The organism is Microbacterium faecale, assembly GCF_014640975.1.
Lineage (GTDB): Bacteria > Actinomycetota > Actinomycetes > Actinomycetales > Microbacteriaceae > Microbacterium > Microbacterium faecale.
This window is the reverse complement of record NZ_BMHO01000001.1, coordinates 2,539,879-2,555,188: the sequence shown is the minus strand read 5'-3', so window position 1 is coordinate 2,555,188 and position 15,310 is coordinate 2,539,879. Positions and strand designations below refer to the sequence as shown.

The window sequence follows — 15,310 nt, the reverse complement described above, 5'->3', positions numbered from 1 at the left end:
GACCCTGTCGTCACTTCCCCGATGACAGGTCGCGCGGATGGGGATCAGAGCCTCCGGCAGCGCACCACCGGACGCACGATGAACCTCCGTGACATCCACACCCCGGTTCTCCTCGATCGCTGCCTCGACCTGCTCGCCCCCGGGCTCGAGCATGAGGGTGCCGTCTACGTCGACGGCACCCTCGGCATGGGCGGCCACGCCGAGGCCGTGCTCGAGCGCTTTTCCGGCGCCTCGCTCGTCGGTCTCGATCGCGACGCCCAGGCGCTCGGCATCGCTCGCGAACGCCTCGCAGCGCACGCGCCCCGCACGACGTTCGTGCACACGGTGTACGACGGGATCCTCGACGCCCTCGCCGGGACGCGCGCGGACGCGATCCTCTACGACCTCGGCGTCTCGTCGCTGCAGCTCGACGAGGCCGACCGCGGATTCGCGTACGCGAAGGACGCGCCCCTCGACATGCGCATGGACCAGTCGGCCGATCGCACCGCGCGCGACGTGATCGGCGAGTACGACGAGGCCAGCCTCCGACGCATCTTCGAGCGCTATGGCGAGGAGCGGTTGGCCGCTCGATACGCCCGCGCCATCGTCGCCGAGCGGCGCGAGGCATCGATCGAACGCACGGGGCAGCTCGTGGATGTCCTGCAGCGGGCGACCCCCGCCGCACTCAAGAACGCCGGACATCCCGCCAAGCGGGTGTTCCAGGCTCTGCGCATCGAGGTGAACGACGAGCTCCGCGCTCTCGAGGACGCCATCCCCGCGGCGCTGGAGGCCCTCGCGGTGAGCGGGCGGCTCGTCGTGCTCAGCTACCAGTCCCTTGAGGACAGGTTCGTCAAGCGCCTCTTCCACGAGGCGACGCAGTCGTCGGCACCGGCGGGGCTCCCCGTCGAGCTGCCGGAGCACCGGCCGCGGTTCCGACTCGTCGTGCGCGGCGCCGAGCGCGCGTCCGATGAGGAGATCGCACGCAATCCGCGCGCGAAGCCGGTTCGGCTGCGCGCGATCGAAAGGGTGGGGGAGGACTGATGAGTCTTGTCGATGTCGAGCTCGAACCGCTCCAGGAACTCCGACCGCACGCAGATCGAGCGCGGCGACTGCATGCCGTCGACCGCTCCGCCCCGCGCCGCCAACCGCGCCTCGCGTACGCCCTCACAGCCGTCGTCGGGGCTGGCGTGATCGTCGCCGCACAGCTCGGCCTGTCGATCCTGACGGCGCAGAGCACGTATGAGCTGGCGAGCGTGCAGCATGAGCACCAGCAGCTGACCCTCGACCGCCAGGAGCTCGCCGATGAGGTCACGGGGATGAGCTCGCCGCAGTACCTCGCGGCGAACGCCGCGGCGCTCGGCATGGTGATCGACTCGACGCCGAGTTATCTGCGTCTGAGCGATGCCTCCATCATCGGCGCGGGAGAGGCCGCGTCGTCCGTATCGACGGTGAACGTCGCGGGTGGCAACGCCGCCGCAAACGCACTCATCGCGAACGAGCCCCTCGTGACCGATCGGGACGCGACGATCGGCGATATGGCGCCAGCGGTGGACGTCCCAGACACCGTGACGCAGGCGCCGCCGCTCGAGGGCGGCCTCCCGACACCGAACACCCACTGACCACCACGACCCACCGAGGAGCCTCATGAACGCGAGCGTCAGCCGCAGCGCCAGGAGGCGTACGAGCACCGCGGCCGTCGTGGTCCTGATCGTGCTGGTGGCGTTCGCCGTCCGGCTGTTCGACATTCAGGTCGTCCGAGCCGACGAGCACATCGAGGACTCGCTGGCCGTCGGAAATCTCGTGGGCACCGCAGCCCTCCCCGGAGTGCGCGGGTCCATCGTCGATGCCGATGGCAATGTCCTCGCGAGCAGTTCGATCAGCTACGACGCTGCGATCGACCCGAGCCTCGTCGGCGACGTCGACCGCATCGACGACGAGGCCAATAAGTACGTCGAGACGTGGGGCCGCATCGCTGAGCGGATTGGAGACGTCATCGGGATGACGGGCGCTGAGGTCGAGCAGGTCGTCGACGATGCGGTCGAGAACGATCCCGATGTCGAGTACACGCGCCTCAAGCGCGGTCTGACGACGGAGCAGTACCGCGCGCTGCTCGAGGTCGATGCCCCGATGCTGATCCTGGAGCCGCAGAAGTCCCGCAGCTATCCGAACGGCGCGGTCGGCGGCAACCTCGTGGGCTTCACAAGCTCCGATGACACTCCGCTCGCCGGCTACGAGATGATGTCGAACGCATGCCTCGAGTCGTCTGACGGGCAGATCTCCTACCAGCGCTCCGGTGACGGCGGCGCGCGTCTGCCGGGCACGGTCACGGAGACGCCCGCCGTCGATGGCGGCACGCTGCAGCTCACGATCGACACCGACCTCAGCTGGTATCTGCTGCAGATGCTGAAGGAAGAGGTCGAGGCGCAGAAGGCGAAGGCCGGATCCATCATGGTCGTCGACGTGGAGACCGGCGAAGTGAAGTCGGCGGTCGACTATCCGACCCTCGACCCGAACGAGCCGGGCGCCGCCGAGAAGGACGACCGCGGCGCGAACGTGCTGACGATGTCGTACGAACCCGGATCCACCTTCAAGGCGATCACGGCCGCCACACTTCTCGATCAGGGGGCCGTGACACCGCTGACCGAAGTGCGCGCATCCGGCTACGAGCAGTTCCCGAACGGCGCGGCCGTCGGCGACAGCTTCAACCACGAGGAATACCGCTACACGGTTGCGGGCGCCCTCATCGATTCATCGAACGTGGCGTTGTCCAAGCTGGGCGCGCTGGTGTCGGATGAGACGCGGCACGACTACCTCCAGAAGTTCGGCATCGGCGAGAAGACGCCGATCAACTTCGCCGGGGAACCGAGCGGTGTGCTCCACCCCGCGGATCAGTGGGACAACCAGACGCACTATGCGACGACGTTCGGCCACGGGTTCACCGTCACGATGCCGCAGGTCGTCAGCGCGTTTCAGACCCTCGCGAATGGGGGCGTGCGCACGCCGATCCACATCGTCGATGGCTGCACCGACACCGACGGTGGCGCCACCAAGCCGGATCTGCCGGACGAGGCACGCGTCATCAGCGAGGACGCGGCCGCCCAGACGGTGCGCATGCTCGAAGACGTCGCGAACCAGGGCTATCTCGCCGACCAGATCGAGGTGCCGGGCTATCGTCTCGCGATCAAGACCGGAACCTCGCAGAAGGCGGACGGCAACGGCCGCTACAAGGCGGGCATCTACACCACGAGCATGGTGGGCGTCGCGCCGGCTGACGATCCGAAGTATGTGGTGATGGTCAGACTCGACGAGCCGCGTAGAGTAACGTCGTCCGCGGCGACGGCTCCGGCCTTCCAGAAGGCGATGACGCAGGTGCTCAAGACCTACCGAGTGCAGCCGTCCGAGGAGCAGTACGACCCGTTGCCCAAGTTTGTGGAATGACGCGCGCCGCGAGAAGGATTCAGAAAAACGCATGATCGCTCTCACACTCGCCGACATCGCCTCCGCAATCGGCGGCGAGGTGTTCACCGACGGCGATGACGCGACGCATACCGTCTCGGGCCCTGTCGACACGGATTCGCGCAACATCGTCGAGGGCGGCATCTTTGTCGCCCGGCCCGGCGAGCACGCTGACGGTCATGACTTCATCGACGACGCGGTGCGCAACGGTGCGCATCTGGCGATCGTCGAACGGCGCGTCGAGGCCGAGATCGCGCAGATCGTCGTGCCGGATGCCACGGCGGCGCTGGCGGATCTCGCGCGGGACGTCGTGGGCCGCGTCCGCGCGCACGGCCAGCTGCGCATCGTCGGCATCACGGGATCCAACGGCAAGACGACGACGAAGAACATGCTCCGCGCGATCCTCGAGCCGGAGGGCGAGACGGTCGCGCCGGTCGCATCGTTCAACAACGCCGTGGGCGCGCCGCTCACGATGCTGCGCGTCACCGACGAGACGAAGTTCCTCATCTGCGAGTTCGGCGCGGACGCGGCCGGGCAGATCGCCCTCCTCGCCGGGCTCGTGACACCCGACGTCGGCGTCGTCCTGATGGTCGGTCTCTCACACGCGGGCGGCTTCGGCGGCATCGATCAGACCGCGCTCGCGAAGCGCGAGCTCGTCGAACAGCTCCGGCCGGGTGGCGTCGCCGTCCTCAACGTCGACGACGCGCGGGTAGCCGCGATGGCTGACGCCGCCGGCGACCGCGGAATCGAAGTGCGGTGGTTCGGGGATTCGGACCGCGCCCATGTCCGCGCACTCGACGTGTCGGTGAGCGCGTCGGGAACCGATGTCGTGCTCGACGTCGATGGCGATCGGATCCCGATGCACCTGCAGGTGCTCGGCGCGCACCACGGGAAGAACGCGCAGGCCGCACTTGGCGCCGCGCTCGCTCTCGGTGTCGACGCGCGTGATGCGGTGCGCCGACTCGAGGCGGTCGAGATGGCCGAGCGGTGGCGCATGCAGGTGATGGGATCCGAGCGGGTCACGATCATCAACGACGCGTATAACGCGAGCCCCGACGCCATGCAGGCCGCCCTGCGCACCCTCGCGCAGATCACCGGACCGGACGAGCGCATGGTCGCCGTGCTCGGAGCGATGAGCGAGTTGGGGGAGCGGAACGTCGAGGAACACGGCCGGATCGGTCTGCTCGCGGTGCGCCTGCGCATCCCCCGAATCGTCGTCGTCGGTGCCGAGGCGCGCCCGCTGTTCCTGTCTGCCGTCGCCGAGGGCAGCTGGAATGACGAGGCCGTCTTCTTCGAGACCGCCGACGAGGCGTACGACTACCTCGCGGGCGAACTGCGCGACGGCGACCGGGTGCTCGTGAAGTCCTCGAACGCGGCCGGGCTCCGGCATCTCGGCGATCGTCTGGGAGACTTGTTCACGTGAGATCACTTCTGGCAGCCGCGGCGATCTCGCTCGCATTCACTCTTCTGCTCACCCCCGTCTTCTTCCGGCTGTTCCGGAAATGGGGGTGGGGTCAGGTCATCCGTACTGACAGCGTGGGCTACAACGCACCCAAGCACGAGATGAAGCGCGGCACGCTCACGATGGGCGGCGTCATCTTCATCCTCGGCACGACGGTGGGCTACGTCACCGGCACCTACGCCGGAGGAAATCCCCCCACACTGTCGGGCTGGCTCGTCATCTGGGCGATGCTCGGATTCGGCACGGTCGGCTTCATCGATGACTTCCTCAAGGTCAAGATGCAGCACTACGGCGGGCTCAGCGGCTGGCGGAAGATCGTCGGCCAGGTGCTCGTGATGGTGCCGTTCGGCATCGCGGCGCTGAACTTTCCGAATGCGTACGACCTGACGCCGGCCACGGCGAACATCTCGTTCATCCGAGACATCGACGTGCTCACCTTCACGGCGCTCGGTCCGGTCTTCGGGTGGCTGCTGTACCTCGCGTGGCTTTCGCTGCTCGGCACGGGTTTCAGCAACTCCGTCAATCTCTCCGACGGTCTCGACGGCCTTGCCGCCGGCGCGGGGATCCTCGTGGTCGGCGCGTACAGCCTCATCGCCTTCTGGCAGTTCAACCAGGCGTGCGTCGGCGCCGGAACCTCGCCGGACAATCTCGCGGCCTGCTACCAGGTGCGCGACCCGCTCGATCTCGCGATCGTGTCCGCCTCGTTCGTCGGATCCCTCGTCGGCTTCCTCTGGTGGAACGCCCCCAAGGCGAAGGTCTTCATGGGCGACACCGGATCGATGGCGATCGGCGGCGTCATCGCCGCGATGGCGATCCTCACCCGCACCGAGATCCTCGGCGTGATCATCGCGGGGCTGTTCGTGATGTCGAGCGGATCCGTCATTCTGCAGCGGCTGTACTTCAAGCTCACCCGCGGCAAACGACTGTTCCTCAACAGCCCACTCCATCACCACTTCGAATTCCGCGGCTGGTCCGAGACAACCATCGTCGTGCGGTTCTGGATCATCGCGGGCCTGTTCGCCATCACGGGCGTGGGAATGCTGTACGTCGAATGGCTCTCGCGGATATGAGTGAGCGGCTCGACACGCTCACCAGCTGGCACGCCGACTGGGCGGGCCTGCGCGTCGTGGTCGCGGGCCTCGATCAGACCGCGTTCTCGGTCGTCGACACCCTCGCCGAGCTCGGCTGCGACGTCCTCGTCGCGGCGCCGGGTCCCCCCGAGGAGCTCGCGCGACTCGTGGACGTCGTCGGTGCATCGCTCGAGACTGATGTGCGGGCGGCTTCCTCTTTCGCGCCGGACGTCGTGATCGCGCCGACCACCGCCGACGACACGCACCCGGTCGTCGCCGGGGCGCGCGAGAACGGCATCGCCGTCTGGGGGGACGTCGAGGTTGCGTGGCGCGTCCGCGACAAGATCGTGCGCGCCGATGGCGAGAGCGCCGACTGGCTGCTCGTCGCGGGATCCGACGGAACCGACGAGATCGCGCACCTCGCCGCCACGATGCTCGTGACCGCGGGCGTCCGCGCCGCGCCGTGCGGCGGATCCGTGCCGATCCTCGATGCCGTGCGCGACCCCGCGGGCTTCGACGCACTCGTCGTCGACCTGTCAGCTGCGCAGCTTGCGCTCATGGCCCCCATCACGGGCGTGGGCGCGCCCGTTCCGCACTCCGCGGCATGCGTGCACGCCGACGAGGAAACCGCGCTCGACGTCGTGTTCCGGCACGCGCGCGTCGCGTGCGTCTACGGCGCAGCGGACGAGCGCACGCTGCGGATGGTCGAGGACGCGGATGTGACCGACGGCGCCCGTGCGATCGGGGTCCGGCTCGGCACTCCCGGGCTCAGCGAACTCGGCGTCGTCGAGGGGATCCTCGCCGACCGGGCATTCGTCGCGGATCGCCGCACCTCGGCGGCCGAGCTCGCCACGGTCGACGTCCTTGCCGAACGCGGACTCGCCGAACCGCGCGCCGTCGAACGCGTCCTCGCGGCGGCTGCGCTCGCGCGCGCCGCGGGCGCCGAACCGGCGCATGTCGCGCAGGCACTCAGCGGCGCCGCGCACTGAGCGCCCCCCGAGTGTTCGCGCGACACGCGCCGCGCGTGCCGCGGTTCCATGCGCCTCCCGCCCAAACTGAGGGTGGCTGCCGCGTGCGCGGCACGGATCGAGAGGGTGGCTCATGACGCAGACCGAGCGAGCGTCGTCGACGGGATCGCGTCCCCTCGCGGCACGCATCGCGCTCGGCCGTTCGATTGGGCCGGTGCCCCTGGAGTTCCTCCTCGTCGCTTCCTCCGCGATGCTGCTGACGGCATTCGGCATCGTGATGGTGTTCTCAGCCACGACCGTTGAGTCGCTCACGCAGAGTGGGAGCCCGTTCAACGACGGCATCAGTCACCTCATCTACGCCGCCGTCGGCCTGCCGATGATGTTCGTGATGAGCCGCTTCAGCGTGCGCTGGCTGCAGCGCATCGCGTGGCCCGTGCTCGTTCTCGGCATCGCTCTGCAGCTGCTGGTGTTCACGCCGCTCGGCCACGAGTACGGCGGTAACCGCAACTGGCTCTTCATCGGCGGTATGACGATCCAGCCGAGCGAGTTCCTCAAGGTCGCTCTCGTGCTGTGGATCGCGTTCATCCTGCATCGCAAGAGCGCCGTGCTCACGCGCTTCTGGCAGTTCGCCATTCCGATCCTTCCCGGCGTCGCCTTCGCGATCGCGACGGTGCTCGGTGGCAGAGACCTCGGCACCGCGACGATCATGGCGATGCTCGCCCTCGGCACCCTGTTCTTCGCCGGGGTGCGGCTCCGGTTCCTCATGCCGATCGTGCTCCTCGGCGCCGCAGGGGTCGCGGCGCTGGCGATCTTCAGTGAGAACCGCATGAAGCGGATCCTGTCGGTGTTCGACCCGAACTGCGACCCGACGGCGGAGTGCTTCCAGCCGTACCACGCGCTGTGGGGACTCGCGGGCGGCGGGCTGCTGGGACGCGGCCTCGGCAACTCCCGTGAGAAGTACAACTGGCTGCCCGCGGCGGCCGATGACTACATCTTCGCCATCGTCGGTGAAGAGCTCGGGACGCTCGGCTGCCTCGTGGTCCTCGCACTGTTCGCCGTCCTCGCCGTCGGGATCTTCCGCATCGTGCGGCGGACCGACGACATCTTCGTGCGCGCCGCCGCCGGCGGCATCGGCGTGTGGATCGCGGGTCAGGCGCTCGTCAACATCGGCGTCGTCCTCCGCGTGCTCCCCGCCCTCGGGGTGCCGCTTCCATTCCTCTCGGCCGGCGGATCCTCGCTCATCGCGGTGCTCATCGCCTGCGGCGTGCTGCTCGCGCTCGCTCGCACGCTGCCGGACGGCAAAGCGCCTGTCGGGGCCGTTCCCTCACGCTCGGCGTCGTAAGATCGTTCGGTGACGACGTACCTTCTCGCCGGCGGAGGCACTGCCGGACACGTGAACCCGATGCTCGCCGTCGCGGATGGGCTCCGGGAGCGCCACCCCGATGACGAGGTCCTCATTCTCGGCACGGCCGAGGGCCTCGAGTCACGACTCGTCCCCGCCCGCGGGTATGAGCTGCTCATCGTTCCGAAGGTGCCGTTTCCCCGCCGCCCTGACGCGGACGCGATCCGCTTCCCGTCGCGGTTCTCGCGCGCGGTGAAGATGGTGCGCGGCTACCTGCGCGACCGCGGCGTCGACGTCGTCCTCGGAGTGGGGGGCTACGCCGCGGCGCCCGCCTACATCGCCGCGAAGCGCGAACGGATCCCCGCGGTCGTGCACGAGGCCAACGCGCGCCCCGGTCTCGCGAACGTGCTCGGCGCACGGTCCGCCGCCGCCGTCGGCGTCGCCTTTGCCGGGACGCCGCTCAAGCGCTCCGACGTCGTCGGGATGCCGCTTCGCACCGAGATCGTCGAGCTCGACCGCGACGCGACACGAGCGGAGGCCGCGCAGCACTTCGGTCTCGACCCCGACCGGCCGGTCCTCCTCGCCTTCGGCGGATCCCTCGGGGCCCGACGCATCAACGAGACGCTCGCCGGATCCTGGCGCGACATCGTCGACGCGGGGTGGCAGGTGCTGCACGCGACGGGGGAGAAGAACGACACCCCAACGTCCCCCGACGCGAGTTACGTGGCCGTGCCCTATCTGGATCGCATGGACCTCGCCTTCGCGCTCGCCGACCTCGTCGTTGCGCGGGCGGGCGCGTCCACGGTCTCGGAGATCTCGGCGCTGTCGATTCCCGCGATCTACATCCCGTACCCCGTGGGCAACGGCGAACAGCGGCTCAATGCCGCCTCGGCTGTGGACCGCGGGGCGGCGCGCCTCATCGACGACGCCGAGTTCACGCCCGAGCGCGTGCGCAGCGAGATCGTGTCCCTCCTCGCCGACGACGACGCCCTCGCGCGGATGCGCGCCGCCGCCGAGGTCGAGGGCACGCGCCACGGCACCGAGAACGTCATCGCGCACCTGGATCGTGCCCTGCAGAAGGAGCGCCCATGATCACGCCCGACCTCACCGTTCCGATCCCCGAGACGATCGGATCCGTCCATTTCGTCGGCATCGGCGGCTCCGGCATCTCGGGCATCGCTCGGATGTTCCTCGGCGCCGGCATCCCCGTGTCCGGATCCGACCGTGCGGAAAGCCCGGCGACGCGTGAGCTCGCGGCACTCGGCGCGACCGTCTCGATCGGTCACGACGCGGCGAACCTCGGCGAGGTCGACGCGCTCGTCTATACGGGGGCGATCTGGCCCGAGAACCCCGAGTACCTCGCCGCGGCAGAACGCGGGATCCCCCGGCTTCACCGCTCGCAGGCACTGAAGTACCTCATCTCCGGTCGCCGGCTCGTCTCTGTCGCCGGTGCGCACGGGAAGACCACCACCACCGGGATGATCGTGACCGGACTCGATGTCCTCGACGTCGATCCGAGCTTCGTCTCGGGTGGTGTCATCCAGCAGTACGGCGTCTCGAGCCGGGCGGGAACCGACAGCCTCTTCGTTGTCGAAGCCGACGAGTCCGACGGATCCTTCCTCATCTACGACACGTCGGTGGCCCTCATCACCAACGTGGACGCGGACCACCTCGATCACTACGGATCCCACGAGGCGTTCGACGACGCGTTCGTCGCCTTCGCCGACGCCGCGCGCGAGGCCGTTGTCATCTCGGCCGACGACCCGGGCGCGCGGCGCGTGCATGCTCGCCTGCGACACGAGCGCGTCATCACGTTCGGCGAGGCGCCCGACGCCGACGTGCGTGTCCAGCGCGCGCCCGACGGATCCGTGGTGCTCACGGCTGGCGGCGAGAGCGCGCGCCTCGAGATGCGGGTGCCCGGCCGCCACAATCTCCTCAATGCCGCGGCCGCCGTGGCGGTGCTCGTCGCGCTCGGCCAGGACGTCGTCGCAGCCGCCAGCGCGGTGGCGACGTTCGGCGGCACGGTCCGGCGCTTCGAGCTGCACGGCACGCGTCGCGGCGTCAGCGTCTACGACGACTATGCGCACCATCCCACCGAGGTCGCGGCGGCGCTGGAGGCCGCGCGCAGCGTCGTGGGTAACGGGCGGCTCATCGCGCTGCACCAGCCGCACACCTATTCGCGTACGCAGCTGATGGCCGCGGAGTTCGCCCGGGTGCTCGAGACGTACGCCGACCACTCCGTCGTGCTGGACGTCTATGGCGCGCGCGAAGACCCGATCCCCGGGGTCACGGGCGAACTCGTCGAGCGCGCTTTCGCGGATCCGAACAACGTCTCGTACGTGCCCGACTGGCAGACCGCCGCCGAGCGCGCCGCGCACGTCGCGCGCGACGGCGACTTCATCATCACGCTCGGCTGCGGAAACGTGAACCTCATCGTCCCGCAGGTGATGGGCGCGCTCGAGCAAGGCGAGTGACGTGAAGCGCCCCGGCCCCCTTCCTCCGCCGCGTCGGTCACAGCCTGATCAGAACGCCGAACCCGACCTGGACGGCGACGGGACAGGCGCCGAGCGCGGCCGCAACCGGCTTGCGTCGGTGCTGCCCTTCGGGCGCCGCGCCGCCGAAGCGGACGACGTCGAGGATCCGGCAGCGGAAGCCGGAGAGGACCACGTCGCGCCGGGATCGGGCGCCGTCGGGAGCGGACGCTTCGGGATCTGGCGTGCAGGCCGGCGTCGTCGCCGCGCGGAGCGTGCAGAGGTGCGCCGGTTCACGGTGCGGTCGCGTCGTCGGCGGGTCATCTGGCTCAGCTCGATCGGTGCGGTCGTGCTGCTGGCCGTCGGGACGATCGGCGCCGCCTACAGCCCGCTTTTCGCCGTGCAGCGCATCGACGTCGTGGGTGCGCAGGACGTCGATCCCGCCGCGATCCAAGAAGCCATCTCCGACCAGGTCGATCGCCCGATGCCGCTCATCGACCACGACGAGATCCATGCGGCGCTCACGTCTTTTCCCCGCATCGAGTCGTACGCGGTCGAAGTTCAGCCACCGCACGATCTCGTCGTGCGCATCGTCGAGCGCACGGCCGTCGCGGTCTTCGCGACCGACGCGGGATTCACGACAGTGGATGCGGCCGGCGTCGCGCTCGACACCACAGAGGAACACCCCGAAGGACTGCCGCTCGCGGAGGTGGAATCCGGACCGGACTCCGATGCGTTCCGCGCCGCGGGCCAGGTGCTGCGCTCGCTTCCCTCCGACATGGCGGAGCGTGTCACGGCGGTGCGCGCGACCTCGCGCGAAGACATCGCATTCGACCTCCCGGACGGCGGGGGCGTGACGATCGTGTGGGGAAGCGCCGGCGAGACGAGCGAGAAGGTCGCGACGCTGACCGCGGCGTTCGAGGCGACTCCTCCCGACCAGGCGTCGAGCTACGACGTCTCATCGACGGGCGTTCTCGTCGTCGAGTGATTTTTCGACACGCCCCGCGTGTTTGCGCGTCTGTCGGCTACCGGCCACGTAGCGTCAGAGACGAGCAAAGTATATGCCGGTGAATACTTTAACCTTGTGGTTGACGTTTAAGGTTCGAGGTTTTCCGGTTGCAGCCCAGGTTCCGTCGATGGAGGCAGCATGAGCCAGAACCAGAACTACCTCGCCGTGATCAAGGTCGTCGGCGTCGGTGGTGGCGGCGTCAACGCCGTCAACCGCATGATCGAGCTCGGGCTGCGCGGCGTCGAGTTCATCGCGATCAACACAGACGCGCAGGCGCTGCTGATGAGCGACGCTGACGTCAAGCTCGACGTCGGGCGCGATCTCACGCGCGGCCTCGGCGCCGGTGCCGACCCCGAGGTGGGTCGACGCGCGGCAGAGGACCATCAGGAAGAGATCGAGCAGGCTCTCGCCGGTGCGGACATGGTGTTCGTGACGGCGGGCGAAGGGGGCGGCACGGGCACGGGCGGCGCGCCCGTCGTTGCACGCATCGCCAAGTCGATCGGCGCGCTGACGATCGGCGTCGTGACGAAGCCGTTCTCATTCGAGGGGCGTCGGCGCCAGCAACAGGCCGAGCAGGGCGTCGCCGTGCTCAAGGATGAGGTCGACACGCTCATCGTCGTGCCGAACGACCGCCTGCTCGAGATCAGCGATCGCGGCATCTCGATGGTCGAGGCGTTCGCGACTGCTGACCAGGTGCTTCTCGCCGGTGTTCAGGGCATCACGGACCTGATCACGACCCCGGGTCTGATCAACCTCGACTTCGCAGACGTCAAGAGCGTCATGCAGGGCGCCGGAAGCGCCCTCATGGGTATCGGATCCGCGCGCGGCGCCGATCGGGCGATCAAGGCCGCTGAGCTCGCGGTCGAGTCGCCGCTGCTCGAGGCTTCGATCGAGGGCGCGCACGGCGTGCTGCTGTCGATCCAGGGCGGATCGAACCTCGGCATCTTCGAGATCAACGATGCGGCGCGTCTCGTGCAGGAGGCGGCCCACCCCGAGGCGAACATCATCTTCGGAACGGTCATCGACGACACGCTCGGCGACGAGGTGCGCGTCACCGTGGTCGCGGCCGGTTTCGACGGCGGTGAGCCGCAGGCTCGCGTCGACGTCCCCGCGTTCGGAGCGCGGGCCGAGGAGGCGTCGCGTCCGTCGCTTCCTGGCGACAACCGTCCCGTGGTCGCCGCAACCGAGAGTGCGCCGTCGGGGGAGGAATCGGAGGAGGACGAGAAGGACCGTTCGGTTCCGAGCGTCCCCGCCACGCCGGCGCTGAGCGAGTCGAGCGGATTCGACGACGAAGACATCGACATCCCCGAATTCCTGAAGTGACGACCCTCGCCGACCGACTCGCCGCCGTCGACGGATCCATCGCCGACGCCGCGCGGTCGGCTGGCCGATCGCCGGATGAGATCACGCGCATCGTGGTGACGAAGTTTCACCCCGCGTCGCTCGTCCGCGAGCTCGTGGAGCTCGGCGTGCAGGACGTCGCCGAGAATCGGCAACAGGAGTTCACGGCGAAGTCCGACGAGCTCGCCGAACTGACGCAGTTGCGTTGGCACTTCGTGGGGCAGCTGCAGTCGAAGAAGGCGAAGACGGTGCGGCGGTCGGCTGCGGCCGTGCACTCGGTCGATCGCGAGAAGGTCGTCGCGGCACTCGACGTGCCCGAGGCGGAGCCGCTCGATGTCCTCGTGCAGATCAACCTCACCGACGATCCGAACCGCGGCGGCGTCGCGCGCGACGATGCCACGCGCCTCGCGGAGACCATCGTCCAGACTGCCTCGCTGCGCCTTCGCGGCGTCATGGCCGTGGCTCCCCTCGGTGAGGAGCCCGGGCCAGCATTCGAGAGGCTCGCACGGTGCGCCGACGAGGTGCGTCGCATTGCCTCCTCAGCCACCTGGATGTCCGCCGGGATGTCTCAGGATTTCGCCGAAGCGATCCGTTTCGGCGCGACACACCTGCGGATCGGAACCGCAATCACGGGCCCGAGACCGAACCAGGTTTAGCCTGCACACAAGACGAGCATTCAATCGGAGGACGCCATGGCGAACCCGCTCAAGAAGACGATGGTCTACCTCGGCCTCGCCGACGAAGAGGAATATGTCGAGGAGGGGATGTCGGAGACCCCCGTTCGCTCCTCGCACCGTGAGGAGAATCATGACGACGACAAGCCGGCCCCTGTGACCCCGCTGCGCCGACCCACGGTCGTTCGTCAGCCGGCCGCCGACGCCGTCAACGAGATCGTCACGGTCCATCCGAAGCAGTATCGCGACGCGCAGACGATCGCGGAGCAGTTCCGCGACGGCCTGCCCGTGATCATCAACGTCTCGCAGATGTCCGACGCCGACGCGCGTCGCCTCATCGACTTCGCGAGCGGCCTCTCGATGGGGCTCTACGGTCGCATCGAGCGCGTCACGAGCAAGGTCTTCCTGCTCAGCCCCGAGAACGTCGCGATCTCCGGCGACGGCGGCATCGCGCCCGCCGACGACACTGCGTTCGGTAGCTGACCTGCTCAGCGCACACATCGCTCGTCGCGCCCGGTGCTCCGTTTCGGTAGCACCGGGCCTTCTCGCGTAGGCTGAACTCTCGTGGCTGTCATCGGGTTCGTCGCGTCGATCCTGCACCTGCTCGTATCCCTGTACGTGGTGGTGCTGTTCGCGCGTCTCATCCTGGAATTTATCCCGCTGTTCAACCGCGAGTGGCGGCCACGGGGGACGATGCTCGTCATCTGCGAGCTGGTCTACACGATCACGGATCCGCCGATCAACTTCTTTCGGCGCCACATCCGGCCGATCCGAATCGGCCCGATCGCGATAGACGTCGGGTTCGCGCTCACGCTGCTGATCTGCTTCGTCTTGTCGTGGATTCTGCAGGCAATCGCGATCATCTACTGAAGTATCATGAGGACCACCACCGAGAGAGGGGTCAGGATATGGCATTGACGCCGGAAGACGTCGTTACGAAACAGTTCCAGCACGTCCGTTTCAAGGAGGGCTTTGACCCGGACGAGGTGGACGATTTCCTGGACGAGATCGTCGTCGAGTGGCGCAAGACGATCGAGGAGAACGAGCAGCTGAAGGCGCGCATCGCGGAGCTCGAGGCCGGCGGCGCTGATGCCCCCGCCGCTGAGCAGACCGCTGCAGCGCCCGCTGAGGCCACCTCGGTTGAGCAGCCCGAGGCAGCAGCTGCCGAGGAGCTGCCCGCTGAGCCCGGTGTCACGTCGACGGCGTCGACGGCGGCTGGCATCATCGCGCGTGCCGAGCGCCTCCACGATGAGCATGTCTCGGAGGGTCAGGCGACGGCGAAGAGCCTCGTCGACGACGCCGAGGCGAAGGCGTCGAGCATCGTCGCGGCCGCCGAGGCGAAGCAGCGCGAGATCTCGCAGAAGCTCGACAGCGAGCGGAAGAGCCTCGAGGGCCGGATCACGGAGCTGCGCCAGTTTGAGCGCGATTACCGCCAGCAGCTGCGTGGCTACTTCGAGCAGAAGCTCGCCGACCTCGACGCTCCGGAGTCGGGATCGGGCAAGGCTCCCGCCTCGACGGTCGGTCTCTGAGCGCGTCCA

15 protein-coding genes are annotated in these 15,310 nt (G+C 68.6%); all 15 read left to right on the top strand.

Annotation, left to right across the window (positions count from 1 at the left end):
• Nucleotides 1-78 precede the first annotated feature (78 nt).
• The 15 genes from rsmH (at nt 79) to IEW87_RS12155 (ending at nt 15,301) form a co-directional block, all read left to right on the top strand.
• Entirely contained in the window at nt 79-1,020 is a 942-nt protein-coding gene (gene rsmH, locus IEW87_RS12225) for a 16S rRNA (cytosine(1402)-N(4))-methyltransferase RsmH (protein ID WP_188712790.1), read from the top strand.
• Nucleotides 1,020-1,598, top strand: coding sequence for a cell division protein FtsL (gene ftsL / locus IEW87_RS12220; protein WP_188712464.1), 579 nt, complete (start codon nt 1,020-1,022; stop codon nt 1,596-1,598). The genes rsmH and ftsL overlap by 1 nt, the downstream gene beginning before the upstream one ends.
• A gap of 25 nt (nt 1,599-1,623) precedes the next feature.
• Nucleotides 1,624-3,417, top strand: a complete 1,794-nt coding sequence (locus IEW87_RS12215; RefSeq protein ID WP_188712463.1) for a peptidoglycan D,D-transpeptidase FtsI family protein — start codon at nt 1,624-1,626, stop codon at nt 3,415-3,417.
• 31 nt (nt 3,418-3,448) lie between these two features.
• On the top strand, nt 3,449-4,858 hold the full coding sequence (locus IEW87_RS12210) for a UDP-N-acetylmuramoyl-tripeptide--D-alanyl-D-alanine ligase (RefSeq protein WP_188712462.1): 1,410 nt from the start codon (nt 3,449-3,451) through the stop codon (nt 4,856-4,858).
• The gene (mraY, locus tag IEW87_RS12205; protein WP_188712461.1) at nt 4,855-5,967 is read left to right on the top strand and encodes a phospho-N-acetylmuramoyl-pentapeptide-transferase; all 1,113 of its coding nucleotides are present in this window, start codon (nt 4,855-4,857) and stop codon (nt 5,965-5,967) included. Before IEW87_RS12210 ends, mraY begins: the two co-directional genes overlap by 4 nt.
• Nucleotides 5,949-6,956, top strand: coding sequence for a Mur ligase family protein (locus IEW87_RS12200; RefSeq protein ID WP_188712460.1), 1,008 nt, complete (start codon nt 5,949-5,951; stop codon nt 6,954-6,956). The genes mraY and IEW87_RS12200 overlap by 19 nt, the downstream gene beginning before the upstream one ends.
• A gap of 112 nt (nt 6,957-7,068) precedes the next feature.
• Entirely contained in the window at nt 7,069-8,277 is a 1,209-nt protein-coding gene (ftsW, locus tag IEW87_RS12195; RefSeq protein WP_188712459.1) for a putative lipid II flippase FtsW, read from the top strand.
• 9 nt (nt 8,278-8,286) lie between these two features.
• Nucleotides 8,287-9,369, top strand: a complete 1,083-nt coding sequence (locus tag IEW87_RS12190; RefSeq protein ID WP_188712458.1) for a UDP-N-acetylglucosamine--N-acetylmuramyl-(pentapeptide) pyrophosphoryl-undecaprenol N-acetylglucosamine transferase — start codon at nt 8,287-8,289, stop codon at nt 9,367-9,369.
• Nucleotides 9,366-10,751: a UDP-N-acetylmuramate--L-alanine ligase gene (murC, locus tag IEW87_RS12185; RefSeq protein WP_188712457.1), complete on the top strand. Its 1,386-nt coding sequence runs from the start codon at nt 9,366-9,368 to the stop codon at nt 10,749-10,751. The genes IEW87_RS12190 and murC overlap by 4 nt, the downstream gene beginning before the upstream one ends.
• A 1-nt stretch (nt 10,752) precedes the next feature.
• Entirely contained in the window at nt 10,753-11,736 is a 984-nt protein-coding gene (locus tag IEW87_RS12180) for a cell division protein FtsQ/DivIB (RefSeq protein ID WP_188712456.1), read from the top strand.
• Nucleotides 11,737-11,895: 159 nt separating this feature from the next.
• Nucleotides 11,896-13,080, top strand: coding sequence for a cell division protein FtsZ (ftsZ, locus tag IEW87_RS12175; protein WP_188712455.1), 1,185 nt, complete (start codon nt 11,896-11,898; stop codon nt 13,078-13,080).
• The gene (locus tag IEW87_RS12170; protein WP_188712454.1) at nt 13,077-13,754 is read left to right on the top strand and encodes a YggS family pyridoxal phosphate-dependent enzyme; all 678 of its coding nucleotides are present in this window, start codon (nt 13,077-13,079) and stop codon (nt 13,752-13,754) included. The genes ftsZ and IEW87_RS12170 overlap by 4 nt, the downstream gene beginning before the upstream one ends.
• Nucleotides 13,755-13,790: 36 nt before the next feature.
• Nucleotides 13,791-14,255 (top strand): cell division protein SepF, encoded by a 465-nt coding sequence (locus tag IEW87_RS12165; protein WP_188712453.1) that lies wholly within the window; start codon nt 13,791-13,793, stop codon nt 14,253-14,255.
• Between the two features lie 81 nt (nt 14,256-14,336).
• The gene (locus tag IEW87_RS12160) at nt 14,337-14,642 is read left to right on the top strand and encodes a YggT family protein (protein WP_188712452.1); all 306 of its coding nucleotides are present in this window, start codon (nt 14,337-14,339) and stop codon (nt 14,640-14,642) included.
• 38 nt (nt 14,643-14,680) lie between these two features.
• Nucleotides 14,681-15,301, top strand: a complete 621-nt coding sequence (locus tag IEW87_RS12155) for a DivIVA domain-containing protein (protein WP_188712451.1) — start codon at nt 14,681-14,683, stop codon at nt 15,299-15,301.
• Nucleotides 15,302-15,310 lie beyond the last annotated feature (9 nt).

What these genes read in the sequence shown, in the direction of transcription:
- rsmH (WP_188712790.1), top strand. Translation starts at nt 79, where the DNA reads ATGAACCTCCGTGACATCCACACCCCGGTTCTCCTCGATCGCTGCCTC.
- ftsL (WP_188712464.1), top strand. Translation starts at nt 1,020, where the DNA reads ATGAGTCTTGTCGATGTCGAGCTCGAACCGCTCCAGGAACTCCGACCG.
- IEW87_RS12215 (WP_188712463.1), top strand. Translation starts at nt 1,624, where the DNA reads ATGAACGCGAGCGTCAGCCGCAGCGCCAGGAGGCGTACGAGCACCGCG.
- IEW87_RS12210 (WP_188712462.1), top strand. Translation starts at nt 3,449, where the DNA reads ATGATCGCTCTCACACTCGCCGACATCGCCTCCGCAATCGGCGGCGAG.
- IEW87_RS12200 (WP_188712460.1), top strand. Translation starts at nt 5,949, where the DNA reads ATGGCTCTCGCGGATATGAGTGAGCGGCTCGACACGCTCACCAGCTGG.
- ftsW (WP_188712459.1), top strand. Translation starts at nt 7,069, where the DNA reads ATGACGCAGACCGAGCGAGCGTCGTCGACGGGATCGCGTCCCCTCGCG.
- murC (WP_188712457.1), top strand. Translation starts at nt 9,366, where the DNA reads ATGATCACGCCCGACCTCACCGTTCCGATCCCCGAGACGATCGGATCC.
- ftsZ (WP_188712455.1), top strand. Translation starts at nt 11,896, where the DNA reads ATGAGCCAGAACCAGAACTACCTCGCCGTGATCAAGGTCGTCGGCGTC.
- IEW87_RS12165 (WP_188712453.1), top strand. Translation starts at nt 13,791, where the DNA reads ATGGCGAACCCGCTCAAGAAGACGATGGTCTACCTCGGCCTCGCCGAC.
- IEW87_RS12155 (WP_188712451.1), top strand. Translation starts at nt 14,681, where the DNA reads ATGGCATTGACGCCGGAAGACGTCGTTACGAAACAGTTCCAGCACGTC.